Origin of the sequence: Streptococcus sp. D7B5 (assembly GCF_029691405.1) — a bacterium.
In the GTDB taxonomy this organism is placed as follows: domain Bacteria; phylum Bacillota; class Bacilli; order Lactobacillales; family Streptococcaceae; genus Streptococcus.
On sequence record NZ_CP121467.1, the window covers coordinates 1,860,238 to 1,874,781 of the forward strand.

The window sequence follows — 14,544 nt, forward strand, 5'->3', positions numbered from 1 at the left end:
GGATCTCCATGTTTCGTAAAATTTTGATTGCCAACCGTGGTGAGATTGCGGTTCGCATTATTCGAGCTGCGCGTGAATTGGGCATTGCAACCGTAGCAGTCTATTCAACCGCTGATAAGGAAGCTCTTCACACACTCCTAGCGGATGAAGCTATCTGTATCGGACCTGGTAAGGCGACAGAATCTTATCTCAATATCAATGCGATTTTGTCTGCTGCAGTCTTGACAGAAGCAGAAGCCATCCATCCAGGTTTTGGATTTCTTAGCGAAAACTCCAAGTTTGCCACGATGTGTGATGAAGTGGGAATTAAGTTCATCGGCCCTTCTGGTGCTGTGATGGATACCATGGGAGATAAGATCAATGCGCGTGAGCAAATGATCAAGGCTGGGGTTCCAGTTATCCCAGGATCTGATGGTGAAGTTCACACGGCTGAAGAGGCGCTTGCAGTTGCAGAAAAAATTGGCTATCCAGTCATGCTTAAGGCATCAGCAGGTGGTGGTGGAAAAGGGATTCGTAAGGTTGAAAAGGCAGAAGACTTGGTCGCAGCCTTTGAAACAGCATCCAGTGAAGCCAAGGCCAATTTTGGAAATGGTGCTATGTATCTTGAGCGTGTGATTTATCCAGCTCGTCATATCGAAGTTCAGATTCTTGCGGATCAAGAGGGTCATGTTGTCCATCTTGGTGAACGGGACTGTTCACTCCAACGGAATAACCAAAAGGTCTTAGAAGAAAGCCCATCCATTGCGATTGGCAAAACCCTTCGTCATGAAATTGGTGCTGCCGCCGTTCGTGCTGCAGAGTCTGTAGGCTACGAAAATGCAGGAACGATTGAATTTCTACTCGATGAAGCGAGTGGCAATTTCTACTTCATGGAAATGAATACTCGTGTGCAAGTGGAACACCCAGTCACAGAGTTTGTTTCAGGTGTTGATATCGTGAAAGAGCAGATTCGCATTGCTGCCGGTCAACCTTTACCTTTCAAACAAGAAGATATCGTCCTACGAGGTCATGCTATCGAGTGCCGGATCAATGCAGAAAATCCAGCATTTAACTTTGCTCCAAGCCCAGGGAAAATTACCAATCTCTATCTACCAAGTGGTGGAGTTGGCTTGCGCGTGGACTCAGCAGTTTATCCAGGTTATACTATTCCCCCTTACTATGATAGTATGATTGCTAAAATCATTGTTCATGGGGAGAATCGTTTTGATGCTCTTATGAAGATGCAACGGGCACTTTATGAACTTGATATTGAAGGAGTGCAAACCAATGCAGACTTCCAGTTGGATCTGATTTCAGACCGCCGAGTTATCGCTGGTGACTACGATACTTCCTTCTTGATGGAAACTTTCTTGCCAAAATACCAAGAAAAAGAATAGACTTTCAAACAGTATGAGAACTAAAAGGGGGAGTTATGGCTCTATTTAGTAAAAAGGATAAGTATATTCGGATTAATCCTAACCGTTCCGTAAGGCAGAAACCACAAGCCAAGCCTGAGGTTCCGGATGAACTCTTCTCCCAGTGTCCTGGTTGTAAACACACCATTTACCAAAAGGATCTTGGGAGCGAACGAATTTGTCCCCATTGTAGCTATACTTTCCGTATTTCAGCTCAGGAACGCTTGGATTTGACGATTGATTCTGGTAGCTTTGTGGAGATGTTTACAGGTATTGAAACTCAAGATCCATTAAACTTTCCTGGCTACCAGAAAAAACTTGCAACAATGCGTGAAAAGACAGGTTTGGATGAAGCAGTACTAACTGGTACAGCTAGCATCAAGGGACAAAAAGTTGCCCTTGGGATCATGGATTCTAACTTTATCATGGCGTCGATGGGAACCGTTGTGGGTGAAAAAATCACGCGCTTGTTTGAGTATGCAACGGTAGAAAACTTGCCAGTCGTTCTCTTCACAGCTTCTGGTGGAGCCCGTATGCAAGAAGGAATCAAGAGCTTGATGCAGATGGCTAAAATTTCTGCAGCAGTTCAACGTCATTCCAAGGCAGGACTTTTTTACCTAACTATTTTAACCGATCCGACAACAGGTGGAGTGACCGCTTCTTTTGCTATGGAAGGTGATATTATCCTAGCGGAGCCACAGAGTTTGGTTGGTTTTGCTGGGCGTCGTGTTATCGAAAATACAGTTCGTGAGACCTTGCCGGATGACTTCCAAAAGGCAGAATTTTTGCTTGAACATGGATTTGTTGATGCAATTGTTAAACGGAGAGAATTGCCTGAAACAATTGCTAAATTAGTAAGATTGCATGGAGGAAGTCGCGGATGAATATTGCAAAAATAGTCAGAGAGGCACGCGAGCAGAGTCGCTTGACTGCACTTGATTTTGCCAATGGAATTTTTGACGAGTTTATCGAATTGCATGGAGATCGCTCTTTTCGTGATGATGGTGCGGTTATCGGTGGAATTGGTTGGTTAGGTGACCAAGCAGTAACTGTCGTTGGTATCCAGAAGGGGAAGAGTCTTCATGACAACCTCAAACGGAATTTCGGGCAACCTCATCCAGAAGGTTATCGTAAGGCCTTACGCTTGATGAAACAGGCAGAAAAGTTTGGTCGTCCAATTGTGACCTTTATCAATACGGCGGGTGCTTACCCAGGTGTTGGAGCCGAGGAACGTGGACAAGGGGAAGCAATTGCCCGAAACCTGATGGAAATGAGTGACCTCAAGGTTCCAATCATCGCGATTATTATCGGTGAAGGTGGATCTGGTGGGGCCCTAGCTCTAGCCGTAGCTAACCGTGTCTGGATGTTAGAAAACTCAATCTACGCCGTACTTAGCCCTGAAGGATTTGCCTCTATCCTTTGGAAGGATGGAAGTCGTGCTATGGAAGCGGCGGAGTTGATGAAAATCACTTCACATGAACTCCTAGAAATGGGAATCGTAGACAAGGTAATCTCAGAAGCAGGGCTGTCAAGTAAAGAACTGCTAGGTTGCGTTAAAAATGAATTGCGTGTAGAACTAGATAGGTTGCAAGAACTACCACTCGACCAACTTATCGAAGAACGTTACCAACGCTTTAGAAAATACTAAGAAAATTTAAAAGCTAGAACATTTTGTTCTAGCTATTTTGATAATAGAGCATGGATAAACATGAATACTCTAGATAAATAAGAAAAACAATCAATGGTATATCCTCTATATTGCCCTAATAGAGAGTTTACCATTAGGAGAGCAAGAATGAAAAAGACAATACATTTAGGAATCTGTATGATTTTAATGTTCCTGTACATTTATTTAACGCCATTAGGGGCTATAACTCTAGCTAGGACCTTTGGTTTAGGAATGGACAGCTATATAATCTTCCTAGTTGGAGAAGTGTTGCTTATTTTCTTTTTATTCGTTTTGTGGTTGAAAAAGAAGAAGATGCTCTTTATCTTCGAGAAAAAGGGTTGGCGCTGGTCTTATCTCGCTTTCTTAGTGGCTTGCTTTCTTATCTATTCTTTTCTAAATGGATTTAGAATGCAGAATATTCGATTGATTGACAATAGCTTTATTTTCCAAGACCTTCTTTCAGAACTTTACTCAAACGGAAGAGAAACGACTCTATCAAGTCTTATATTTTTAATCTTTAACATTTCGATTGTACCTGTTGTTGAGGAGACAATCTATAGAGGTTATTTTATGAATACCTTCTTTCCGAAGTCGGAGTTTTATTTGGATGTGATTTTGTCTTCTTTCATCTTCGGGCTTAGTCACTTAGTTCTATCTCATCGTGACCCCATCAGTCTCCTAATGTATAGTATTCTTGGTCTTCTATTTGCAGTCGCTTATCGAGTTACGGGTAGTCTTCGGTTTACCATTTTTTGTCATAGTTTCTATAATGCAATTCCCTATGCTCCGTCAATCTTATTTTATATTTATTATTTGATTTTTAGATAGTAGGAAGTAAAGAAAAAGTGTTTGATAATTGTCAAACACTTTTTCTAATTTAATGGGAAGATAGAGAAATCTCTTTTATCAATTTCTTATTTCTCAATGAGTAAAGCTACCATTTAGGGTGAAAAATTGACAGTTGAGGAGATAGGCTATAAAATAGACAAAAAGATGTATACTGTAGATGTAAACTGACAAAAATTTATTTTAAGGAGCTACTTGATAGGACAGGTACAAAAACATTTACAGTTCTTTTATCTGAGGACTTAGAGCAAGTTTCAGGTGGTGGCATGATTTGGTTGGTTGATGATTATTATTGGAGTTGGCCTTATGCTTACAGCATTGCAACTGATTCGAGTACAATACGTACTAGAATGACTGGTTATGGTAACGGAATTATACCTTAATATTCTAATAATTTAAAGGGGTAAGTATGAAAAAACTAGGGCATTTGGGAGTCTATACATCACTGGTATTTCTATCGGTTTATCTACCAGAGTTAGGGATCATGCATTTAACTAAGTTTTTAGGATGGGGGATAGATGGCTATTCTATCTTTTTAACAGTTGAAGTAACAGCTCTTTTGCTATTATTTATCTACTGGCTCCAAAAGAAAGAGATGCTCTATATTTTTGAAAAAAAGGGTTCAAAGAAGTCAAGATTCTTTTACCTTGTAGTTGGTCTAGTGGCTACTTATTTTGATCGTCAATTGGTGGATGCTTTTCAGTTACAGTTTCATCACCTAATTGATAACAAGTATATCTTTCAAGACATTCTTTCGATTCTATACTCCAATGGGCAACCAACTTTTCTATCAACTGTTCTCAGTTTTAGTTTAACAGTAATCGTCGGACCTATATTAGAGGAACTGATTTATAGAGGGTACTTTATGAATACCTTCTTTCCCCAATCCAAGTACTATCTGGATGTTATCCTATCTGCTCTTATCTTTGGACTTAGTCATTTGATCCTAACTCACCGAGATCCTATCAGTTTGATTATTTATAGTTTAGGCGGTCTTTTCTATGCCCTTGTCTACCGTTGGACAAAGAACTTAAAAATTACCATCCTGTGCCATAGTTTTTTCAACTTTCTCATTTATGCAAAACCCATCTGGATTTTTGTTTATAATTATGTCTATTACCACTTTTTTAGATAGTGGAAGGCAAAGAAAAAAGTGTTTGATATCTATCAAACACTTTTTCTTTTTACTGTTCTTCTGTTACAAACTGGCTGAGCAGTCCGTTGATAAAACGGGCAGATTTTTGATCTGAGAAGTCCTTTGCAAGCTCGATAGCTTCGTTAACAGCAACCAGCTGAGGGGTATCAAATGAAGTGATTTCAAAGACTCCCAAGCGAAGGAGGTTTCTCTCCACGAGTGTTAAACGCTCGATGGTCCAACCTGCTTTTAAATGCTGTGTGATTTGCTTGTCTAGTTCTTCCTTTTTAGCTTGAACACCAGAAACTAGCTCTGTCAAAAAGGCTGGAAGTTGCACATCCGTATCTTCACGATCATGAGTATAGGCGAAACGACAAGCAGTTTCGACATCCGTACCGAATTCAAGACTTATGAGAGCTTGAAAAGCGCATTTACGGAGTTGGCGTCTAGATTCTAATAGTGGACTAGTCATTGAGGAAGTCCTCGTCAAATAGATCTTTCAATTCTGGTTTTGGTGTTTTATCTGGAACGATACCTGCAACGTGAATATTGATAGCAGCGAGTTCTACATCAGCCATATTGCGGACTGCATCTTTGACAGCTTTCTGGATCGCAACAGCTACCTTAGGAACTTTTACTCCGTACTCAAGATAGAGATAGATATCTGCTGTGAGCTCTTCGTCCACGTTTTTAAGATAAACACCACGGCCAAGAGAAAGTTTTGAAAGGGTGTCAGATACTGATTTGTTTGAAAAAGAGTGTACACCCTCTACTTTTGCAGTAGCAATAGCAATGATTTTTTCAAGTACACGTGGGGCGATAACGATTTCGCCAAGTTGTTCTTCAATTCCCATAGAATGACCTCTTTCTAGAGATTAGGCACGAGAAACGTAAGTTCCTTCTGCAGTGTTGATAACGAGTTTTTGTCCTGCTTCGATGAAGTCTGGAACGTTTACGACAAGTCCAGTTTCCATCGTTGCTGGTTTACCAGAACCTGTAACCGTAGCACCTTTGATAGATGGTTGAGTTTCTGCAACTGTCAATTCAACAGTAGTAGGAACGGTGACACCAATCACTTCAGTTCCGTAGAATTGGATCTTCACTTCTGAGTTTTCAAGGATGTAAAGCAACTCGTTTTCAACGTTGACTACAGGGATTTCGTATTGGTCGTAAGTTTCTGTATTCATGAAGTAGGCTGTGTCATCCATTTTGTACAAGTATTGAGCTGGGACAGTCTCGATGATGGCTTGTTCAAATTTTTCCTCTGGACGGTAGCTTGTGTCAAATGTAGAACCAGTACGGACATCACGCAATTTCATACGCATGATGGTATTTCCTTTACCTGGTTTGTGGTGGCTAGCTTCCAAAACGCGGATCAATTTTCCGTCAGCTGTTTCAAAGGTCATACCAGCCTTTAATTTACTTGCTTCAATCATGTTTTTACCTCTTTAATAAAATAATTTACTCTTTATTGTACCATAAAAGACAACATTACTCAAATGTCAAAAGGAGCTTAATTAGTTGACTGGTACGATATTGCCATCTTCGTCTTTGGTGACGAGGACGTATTTTCCATCGACTTCGATATAAAAATTCTTGCTAGTAGCTTGCCCAGCATTTTGAGCCGGTGCTTGATTTTGGACTTGTTGACTTAGTTGACCACCGAGAGTTTGGCCAAGATTCATGCCCATAAACATGTTCATCCCATTGCCATTTCCTTCGTTGGCAGCTGCAGCAATAAGCGCTTCGTTGCGCGCACGGCGTTCTTCAATCTCAATCGTGTTATACTTCATGGCAGCGAGCTCACTGTCAAGTTTGCGGACAATGGCAAGACTTTCTTGGTCGTAGCTGAGGTCTTCAAGCAAGATATTAGTTGCTTCAATACCGTAGAGGCCTGTCCAAACCTTGTTGACCTCTTGTTTAGCGAGTTCGTTAAAGGTATCTTGGTTGGCATTGAGGCTATAGATATCAACCTTGTTTTCGTTGGTATATTTGGCAATGGCAATCGCGATTTTCGGTGCGATATTTTGACGGAGCGTTCCTTGAGCTACATCCTGAAGAGTATATGGTTGGCTATCTGTAATTTGCTGACTAACAGAGCTCACATAGAAGAGAACTGGATCCGCGATTTTTACATCAAACAAGCCATAGAAACGGATGTTGAGCAGTTGTTGGTAACGTTCACTGAAATATTCGACCGCATTTTGTGTGCCGAACTTATTGCCCGCGATGGGTTGCATGCGGATAAAGATGATTTCTTGTTGGGTGATGACTTGTCCACCGAAAGAGAAACGGTTTTTAAAGTTTTCCCAAGTGCCTTTTAAACCACCTTTTTCAAGGAGCCAGGCATTATCACCAGCTTGCCATTCGTGGCTACCAGCTTCGAGGACTTCACCAAGGAAGGTACCATTGTTTACCAAAACAGCGGTATAACCTTGAGGAACGATAACCACACTGCCATCTGACAAAAGGCCTGTATTTTGATTGCTGTGACGAGAACGTCCATCTGGGTCTTTTGTGAGTAATTGTCCCTTGATGGCTAAAGCATCGCCAGAGCCATTGTCTGGAAGGACAATGGCTTCCTTGAATTTACTATCATTAAAACTATTTAAGCCTGCTGATAAGGCTGCACGTATAAATCCCATAATTCCTCCTAATTATAAAGCTCGTCTTCATCCACAACATCATAGGTATCCAGTACCCATTGGTTTGGACTGCGAGAGAGATTGGCACCACAGTAGTCGCACTCGCTAACTGCAGAGATTTTCAATGGGGCGCCACAGTTTGGACAGTGGTCGCTCACAACTTGGTCTGTATTGACTGCTTGCGTTTGGCTACCGTGTTGGCGGATAAAGTTCAATTGATACACGGTGAAGAGATCTTTTTTAGGGTCTCCTTCAAGGACACGGCGAGTCTCATCGTCAATGACATAGTCTCGTAAAATTGATGATAGAATCACCACTAAGGTATCGTTTCCGTCAGGATTTTCAATAAACTCCTTGATGCGAACATTTTCGATACAAACTTTCTCTAAAACATTAGTTGTTTTAGCACGAATATGGTCTTCGAGTTGGGCACTGTGTTGGGAGTAGAGACTGGTACTTTCCAAAGCGCGGACAGAGTTCCAATTTTTCTCAGTCCAGGCAACCTGCAATTTAAGGTAGACTTCCTTAACCCAAGATGTGAAAGCTTCCGCGTCAAAGTTTGGATCTCCGTATTTCACAAGACTAATGGCCCGTGTGTTGTGTTCAACTCGACGATGGAGCGTTTGAGAATCATTACTAGTGTCTGTTGAACTTGAATCTCCAGACTTATTCTGCAAGGATTTGACGATAACAACTAGTATGATTCCTCCGACTAATATGAACATAAATCCTAGATAGGGAGAGCTAGCAGAACTGTCAGAAGATGACCCATATCCAGAGCGGTAGTAGTGGTAGGATGAGCCACCAGAACGACTTCCACCTCCACTTGAGCGGCTGCTACTTCTGGAGCTACTGCGGCTACTCCCTCCACTTCTGGAATGTCCGACACCCGCATCAACGATTTGAGGCACGGATAGAAAAACAAGTAATAAACAGGTCATTAAAAGAGCGTAAAACTTTTTCATGTGTCTCCTAACTATATGATTGAACAGGTAGTTTCTCTCTTGCTGAGTAGACTATTGGGTGACTAGTAGCGAATTACTCACTTTCTTTCAACTTGGCCAATTCCTGCGCAAGCAGTTTAAGGGCAACTTGTGGGTTGGCTTGGCCTTTAGTTGCCTTCATAAGGAATCCTGTGAAGGCCTTGTCTGCGTTGCGTTTGCCTGACTTGAAGTCGGCAACGGCAGCTTCGTTATCGGCAAAGACTTGATGGATGATTGGAATCAAGATGTCTGGATCAGAGATTTGCACCAAGCCTGCTTTTTCCACGTATTCACGCGCGCCACCGCCATTTTTAGCCAGGTGGACAAAGACTTTCTTGGCAATCTTAGAAGAGATCGTGCCGTCTTCGATGATGGAAATCATTTCTACCAAGTTTTCTGGTGTTAATTCGATTTGTTCCAGTGTTTTACCTTCGGCGTTCAAGAACTGAGCGACTTCACCTTGGAGCCAGTTAGAGACTTGTTTGGCATCGCCACCGAGGGCAACAGCTTTTTCAAAGAAGTCAGAAGTGACTTTGTTTGCCGTCAACTGGCTGGCATCGTAGTCTGACAAGCCAAGGTCAGATACGTAGCGCGCACGGCGTTCTTTTGGAAACTCTGGCAATTCTGTACGCATTTCCTCAATCCACTCATCAGAGATTTCAAAGAGTGGTAGGTCTGGTTCTGGGAAGTAGCGGTAGTCAGCAGCGCCTTCCTTAACACGCATGAGGATGGTTGCCTTGTTAGCTTCATCGTAACGGCGTGTTTCTTGGCGGATTTGACCACCTGAGCGAAGGATTTCAGCTTGGCGTTGGACTTCGTATTCAAGACCCTTACGAACGTTTGAGAAGGAGTTGAGGTTCTTCAACTCAGTCTTGGTACCGAATTTTTCTTGACCATAAGGACGAAGGGAAATGTTGGCATCCACACGCATCGAACCTTCTTCCATCTTAACGTCAGAAATTCCAGCATACTGGATAACTTCCTTAAGAGCTGTCAGGTAAGCGTAGGCTTCTTCTGGGGAACGCATGTCGGCTTCAGATACAATCTCAATCAATGGTACTCCTTGGCGGTTGAGGTCTACATAGGAGTAGCCATCTGTACCGTGGGTGTTTTTACCAGCGTCTTCTTCTAAGTGGGCGCGTTCGATACCGATTTTCTTAGTCGTACCATCTTCTAGTTCCACTTCGATCCAGCCGTTATAACCGATTGGCTCATCAAACTGAGAAATTTGGTAGGCTTTTGGATTATCAGGGTAGAAGTAGTTCTTGCGGTCAAAGTGCATCTTTTTGTGGATGTCCATGTTGAGAGCAAGAGCAGCTTTGATACCAGCATCGACAACCCCTTTATTGAGAACTGGCAGAACTCCTGGGAAAGACCAGTCAATCACGTTAGTGTTGGCGTTTTGGTCATTTCCAAAGTGGGCAGATGTAGGTGAGAAGATTTTTGAATTGGTGTTGAGCTCTACGTGGACTTCAAGTCCAATGACTGTTTCAAAGTTCATTAGTTGTCACCTCCAAAAATCACGGGTTGTTGTTTGTGGTAGTCTGTTGTTGCTTCAAAAGCAGCAGCAGCTTGGTAAATGGTTTCCTCAGAGTATTTAGGACCGATCAATTGGAGACCGACTGGTAGACCTTGAGCAAATCCAGCAGGAATCGAAATTCCTGGGAGACCTGCTAAGTTGACTGGGATGGTCAAAAGGTCAGCTAAGTACATGGCAACTGGATCGTGGTTGAGTGAATCCAAGTCATAGGCAACGCTTGGAGCAGTTGGTCCTAGGATTAAATCGTAATCCGCAAAGACTTTTTCGAAATCTTGGATGATGAGGGTACGGACCTGACCAGCTTTCTTGTAGTAGGCATCATAGTAACCTGATGAAAGGCTGAAAGTACCTAGCATGATACGGCGTTTCACCTCTTCACCGAAACCTTGGCTACGGCTGTTTACATAGATTTCATCAAGGTTGCTTGCATCATCTGCGCGGTAGCCGTAACGGATACCGTCAAAGCGTTGCAAGTTTGATGAGGCTTCTGATGAAGCGATGATGTAGTAAACGGCAACACCGTATTTAGAGTGAGGAAGGCTGACTTCTTCGACGATAGCACCAAGTTTTTCAAAGTGTTTGGCTGCATTTAGAATGGTTTCCTTAACATCTGGGTCAATCCCTTCACCAAGGTATTCCTTAGGCAAAGCAATTTTCATTCCCTTGATGTCTTGCCCGATTTTTGAAGTAAAGTCAGCGATGCGGACAGGAGCAGAAGTAGAGTCCTTGGAGTCTTCGCTGGCAATCGCATTAAGCAAGAGAGCATTTTCTTTAACAGTTGGTGCAAAAGGTCCAATCTGGTCTAATGAGCTACCGAAGGCAATGAGACCGAAACGAGAAACCGTTCCGTAGGTTGGTTTGAGACCAACAATCCCGTTGAAGGCGGCAGGTTGGCGGATGGAACCACCAGTATCAGAACCAAGTGACAAGCGGACTTGCCCAGAAGCTACAGCTGCGGCAGAACCGCTTGATGAACCACCAGGAACCTTGCTGTGGTCCCAAGCATTTTTAGTGGCACCGTAGTAAGAAGTTTCACCGGATCCACCCATGGCAAACTCGTCCATGTTAGTTTTTCCAACAACAATCATACCCTTAGCTTTGGCATTGGAAACGGCTGTCGCATCAAAGATAGGCTCGTAGTTGTAGAGCATTTTTGAGGCAGCAGTTGTAAGGAGACCATCTGTAGAAATGTTATCCTTAACAGCTAGGGGAATACCAGAAAGAACATTGTCCGCATCGATTCCAGCTTCATCAATAGCTTTAGCTTGTGCAAGGGCTTGCTCTTCAGCGATAGTGACAAAAGCGTTGATAGCTGTCTCGCGAGACTTGATATCTTCAAGCGTGGCTTGTGTCAATTCAGTTGCAGAAATTTCCTTAGAGATAAGGAGGTTGTGCAAGTCTTCAATCGTTTTGTTATTAAAAGTCATTAGGCATCTCCTCCATCATCTAGGATAGCTGGTACCTTGATATAGTAGTTTTCTTTTTCAGGTACGTTTTTAAACAAGCGGTCACGGTCTGTTCCTTCTTCGGCCACATCAGGGCGGAGTACGGTCTTGCGGTCAGCCATGGTTGTAGTAGGTGCGACACCAGTTGTGTCGACTTCGCCCAGCAATTCAACCATGTCAACAATTTTAGACAAGGTTGTCGCAAAGGCAGCAGTTTCTTCTTCAGAGAATTTTAATTTTGAAAGATTGGCAACGTGTGTTACCTCTTCTTGCGTAATTTTCATCTTGCATCCTTTCGTGAAATGATGATTTTTAGTCTGTTCTATTTTACCATATTTTCCTATAAATAAGGGAGCCAAACTGAAAAGAAATAGAAATTGAAAAATCGCTTCTAATTCGCTATAATGGTTAAACTAGAGAATAGAAAAAATAAGAGTTAGGATAGAAATATGTTCCATCAATTTATCACCAGATCTCAAACGGTTCCTCCTCCTATTCCACTCTTTTGGTATGGGGCTATGATGCTTCTTTTAGTGCTTTGTATTTATGGAGCACTTGCTTATCACAAAAATCCGAAATTTGTCCGCTTGTTTAAGTGGATTCAGATTCTCCAGTTGCTAGCCCTATATAGTTGGTATGTTGGTTTTGGAATTCCATTTTCTAATAGCCTTCCATTTTACCATTGCCGTTTGGCTATGTTTGCGGTGGTTTTCTTGCCTGATAAATGGCGGAGCAAGCAATATTTTGCCTTCTTAGGAGCAAGTGGAGCGGTCTTTGCTTTGGTTTACCCCGTTTTTGACCCCTATGATTTTCCCCATATTACTAGTTTTTCATTTTTGATTGGGCACTATGCCCTTTTGGTGAATTCCTTGGTTTACTTGATGAATCACTATGACAAGAGTCTGCTCAAGAAATATATGATTGTAGCCTATACTTTTATCCTCAACCTCTTTCTAGTTTGGGTTAATCAGGTGACGGGTGGAAATTATGGTCTCTTAAGAGATACACCGTTTATCTCGAATGCTCCTCTATGGCTAAAGTACCTCCTTGTGTCGGCCATCCTTTCACTGGCTCTTGTTCTCTTTGATATCTTGTTCAAGAAACGGTGGGAAAATAGAAATCAGGTAAAATCAGTACTCTAGCTTACTTTTTCATCAGACGAGCAATTGAAAAACTCCCCAAAATCCGCTATAATGGAGAGTTGAAAGGAATAGTACAATCCAATGTAAACATCATTCTTAGCAACTGAAACAACTAAAAATAGAAATCAAAGAAAGAGAACTTATGACTATTCAAGAAGAAATCAAGAAACGCCGTACCTTTGCCATCATCTCCCACCCGGACGCGGGTAAGACAACCATTACAGAGCAATTACTCTATTTTGGGGGCGAGATTCGTGAGGCTGGTACGGTTAAAGGAAAGAAAACAGGGACTTTTGCCAAGTCTGACTGGATGGATATCGAGAAACAACGTGGGATTTCGGTCACGTCATCTGTTATGCAGTTTGACTACGATGGCAAGCGCGTCAATATCCTCGACACACCAGGGCACGAGGACTTCTCAGAAGATACCTATCGGACCTTGATGGCGGTGGATGCTGCGGTCATGGTCGTGGACTCTGCCAAGGGTATCGAGGCCCAAACCAAGAAATTGTTTGAGGTTGTGAAGCACCGTGGCATCCCAGTCTTTACTTTTATGAACAAGCTAGACCGTGATGGCCGTGAACCACTAGATCTCTTGCAAGAACTAGAAGAAGTCCTAGGTATTGCAAGTTATCCAATGAACTGGCCAATCGGGATGGGGAAAGCTTTTGAGGGCTTGTATGACCTCTATAACCAACGTTTAGAGCTCTATAAAGGGGATGAGCGTTTTGCTAGTCTAGAAGAAGGTGACCAGCTTTTTGGCAGCAATCCTTTCTACGCTCAGGTTAAGGACGACATCGAACTTTTGCAAGAAGCGGGAAATGAATTTTCAGAAGAAGCTATTTTAGCGGGTGAATTAACACCAGTCTTCTTTGGTTCAGCCCTCACTAACTTTGGGGTGCAGACCTTCCTTGAAACCTTCCTCAAGTTTGCTCCAGAACCACATGGACACAAGAAAACAGATGGCGAAATTGTGGATCCTTATGACAAGGATTTCTCAGGATTTGTCTTTAAAATCCAAGCCAACATGGACCCTCGTCACCGTGACCGCATTGCCTTTGTCCGTATCGTATCAGGTGAGTTTGAGCGAGGAATGAGTGTCAATCTGCCTCGTACTGGGAAGACTGCCAAACTATCTAATGTCACCCAGTTTATGGCTGAAAGTCGTGAGAATGTGACCAATGCCGTAGCAGGTGATATCATCGGGGTTTACGATACCGGTACTTATCAGGTTGGAGACACCTTGACGGTTGGAAAAAACAAGTTTGAATTTGAACCACTGCCAACCTTTACCCCTGAGATTTTCATGAAAGTTTCTGCCAAGAACGTCATGAAACAAAAATCCTTCCACAAGGGGATTGAGCAACTGGTGCAAGAGGGAGCCATTCAGCTTTATAAGAATTACCAAACTGGTGAGTACATGCTAGGAGCTGTCGGACAACTCCAGTTTGAAGTCTTTAAGCACCGCATGGAAGGCGAATACAATGCGGAAGTAGTCATGAGCCCAATGGGTAAAAAGACTGTTCGTTGGATCAAGCCTGAGGACTTGGATGAACGGATGTCCTCAAGCCGCAATATCTTGGCCAAGGACCGTTTTGACCAGCCAGTCTTCCTCTTTGAAAATGACTTTGCCCTTCGCTGGTTTGCGGACAAGTATCCAGACGTAGAGTTGGAGGAAAAGATGTAACTCAGCACCAACAATTGGAACTAAAGTTCCTAATTGTTGGACGCTAGTCGCTATTTGG

15 protein-coding genes are annotated in these 14,544 nt (G+C 42.6%); 7 read left to right on the forward strand and 8 right to left on the reverse strand.

Going from position 1 to position 14,544, the window contains the following annotated elements; translation table 11 throughout:
- The first annotated feature begins 8 nt into the window (after window positions 1-8).
- The 5 genes from accC (at window position 9) to P8P68_RS09020 (ending at window position 5,044) form a co-directional block, all read left to right on the forward strand.
- On the forward strand, window positions 9-1,376 hold the full coding sequence (gene accC, locus P8P68_RS09000) for an acetyl-CoA carboxylase biotin carboxylase subunit (protein ID WP_000488663.1): 1,368 nt from the start codon (window positions 9-11) through the stop codon (window positions 1,374-1,376).
- A 35-nt stretch (window positions 1,377-1,411) separates the two neighbouring features.
- Window positions 1,412-2,278, forward strand: a complete 867-nt coding sequence (accD, locus tag P8P68_RS09005) for an acetyl-CoA carboxylase, carboxyltransferase subunit beta (protein ID WP_125384714.1) — start codon at window positions 1,412-1,414, stop codon at window positions 2,276-2,278.
- A complete protein-coding gene (locus P8P68_RS09010; protein WP_125384713.1) occupies window positions 2,275-3,042 on the forward strand; it encodes an acetyl-CoA carboxylase carboxyl transferase subunit alpha in 768 nt (255 codons plus the stop codon). Before accD ends, P8P68_RS09010 begins: the two co-directional genes overlap by 4 nt.
- 147 nt (window positions 3,043-3,189) lie before the next feature.
- On the forward strand, window positions 3,190-3,891 hold the full coding sequence (locus P8P68_RS09015; RefSeq protein WP_049519393.1) for a type II CAAX endopeptidase family protein: 702 nt from the start codon (window positions 3,190-3,192) through the stop codon (window positions 3,889-3,891).
- Between the two features lie 427 nt (window positions 3,892-4,318).
- Window positions 4,319-5,044, forward strand: coding sequence for a CPBP family intramembrane glutamic endopeptidase (locus P8P68_RS09020; protein WP_101800205.1), 726 nt, complete (start codon window positions 4,319-4,321; stop codon window positions 5,042-5,044).
- A gap of 49 nt (window positions 5,045-5,093) precedes the next feature.
- Here the strand turns inward: P8P68_RS09020 and nusB are convergent, their stop codons facing one another.
- The 8 genes from nusB to gatC all read right to left on the reverse strand — a co-directional run bounded on the left by nusB (window position 5,094) and on the right by gatC (window position 11,941).
- Entirely contained in the window at window positions 5,094-5,516 is a 423-nt protein-coding gene (nusB, locus tag P8P68_RS09025) for a transcription antitermination factor NusB (RefSeq protein WP_000203650.1), read from the reverse strand.
- Window positions 5,509-5,898 (reverse strand): Asp23/Gls24 family envelope stress response protein, encoded by a 390-nt coding sequence (locus P8P68_RS09030; RefSeq protein ID WP_000510584.1) that lies wholly within the window; start codon window positions 5,896-5,898, stop codon window positions 5,509-5,511. The genes nusB and P8P68_RS09030 overlap by 8 nt, the downstream gene beginning before the upstream one ends.
- A gap of 21 nt (window positions 5,899-5,919) precedes the next feature.
- On the reverse strand, window positions 5,920-6,480 hold the full coding sequence (efp, locus tag P8P68_RS09035) for an elongation factor P (protein ID WP_000568642.1): 561 nt from the start codon (window positions 6,478-6,480) through the stop codon (window positions 5,920-5,922).
- 81 nt (window positions 6,481-6,561) lie between these two features.
- The gene (locus P8P68_RS09040; RefSeq protein ID WP_278275897.1) at window positions 6,562-7,689 is read right to left on the reverse strand and encodes an SPFH domain-containing protein; all 1,128 of its coding nucleotides are present in this window, start codon (window positions 7,687-7,689) and stop codon (window positions 6,562-6,564) included.
- 8 nt (window positions 7,690-7,697) lie between these two features.
- Window positions 7,698-8,654, reverse strand: a complete 957-nt coding sequence (locus tag P8P68_RS09045) for a zinc-ribbon domain-containing transport protein (RefSeq protein WP_000715067.1) — start codon at window positions 8,652-8,654, stop codon at window positions 7,698-7,700.
- A 73-nt stretch (window positions 8,655-8,727) separates the two neighbouring features.
- On the reverse strand, window positions 8,728-10,173 hold the full coding sequence (gene gatB, locus P8P68_RS09050; protein ID WP_125413457.1) for an Asp-tRNA(Asn)/Glu-tRNA(Gln) amidotransferase subunit GatB: 1,446 nt from the start codon (window positions 10,171-10,173) through the stop codon (window positions 8,728-8,730).
- Window positions 10,173-11,639 (reverse strand): Asp-tRNA(Asn)/Glu-tRNA(Gln) amidotransferase subunit GatA, encoded by a 1,467-nt coding sequence (gatA, locus tag P8P68_RS09055; protein WP_278275898.1) that lies wholly within the window; start codon window positions 11,637-11,639, stop codon window positions 10,173-10,175. Before gatA ends, gatB begins: the two co-directional genes overlap by 1 nt.
- On the reverse strand, window positions 11,639-11,941 hold the full coding sequence (gene gatC, locus P8P68_RS09060) for an Asp-tRNA(Asn)/Glu-tRNA(Gln) amidotransferase subunit GatC (protein ID WP_000705412.1): 303 nt from the start codon (window positions 11,939-11,941) through the stop codon (window positions 11,639-11,641). Before gatC ends, gatA begins: the two co-directional genes overlap by 1 nt.
- 165 nt (window positions 11,942-12,106) lie before the next feature.
- On the opposite strand from gatC, the gene P8P68_RS09065 reads away from it, so the two are divergent.
- Entirely contained in the window at window positions 12,107-12,799 is a 693-nt protein-coding gene (locus tag P8P68_RS09065) for a TIGR02206 family membrane protein (RefSeq protein WP_278275899.1), read from the forward strand.
- A gap of 142 nt (window positions 12,800-12,941) precedes the next feature.
- Window positions 12,942-14,486: a peptide chain release factor 3 gene (locus tag P8P68_RS09070; protein WP_000155108.1), complete on the forward strand. Its 1,545-nt coding sequence runs from the start codon at window positions 12,942-12,944 to the stop codon at window positions 14,484-14,486.
- Window positions 14,487-14,544 lie beyond the last annotated feature (58 nt).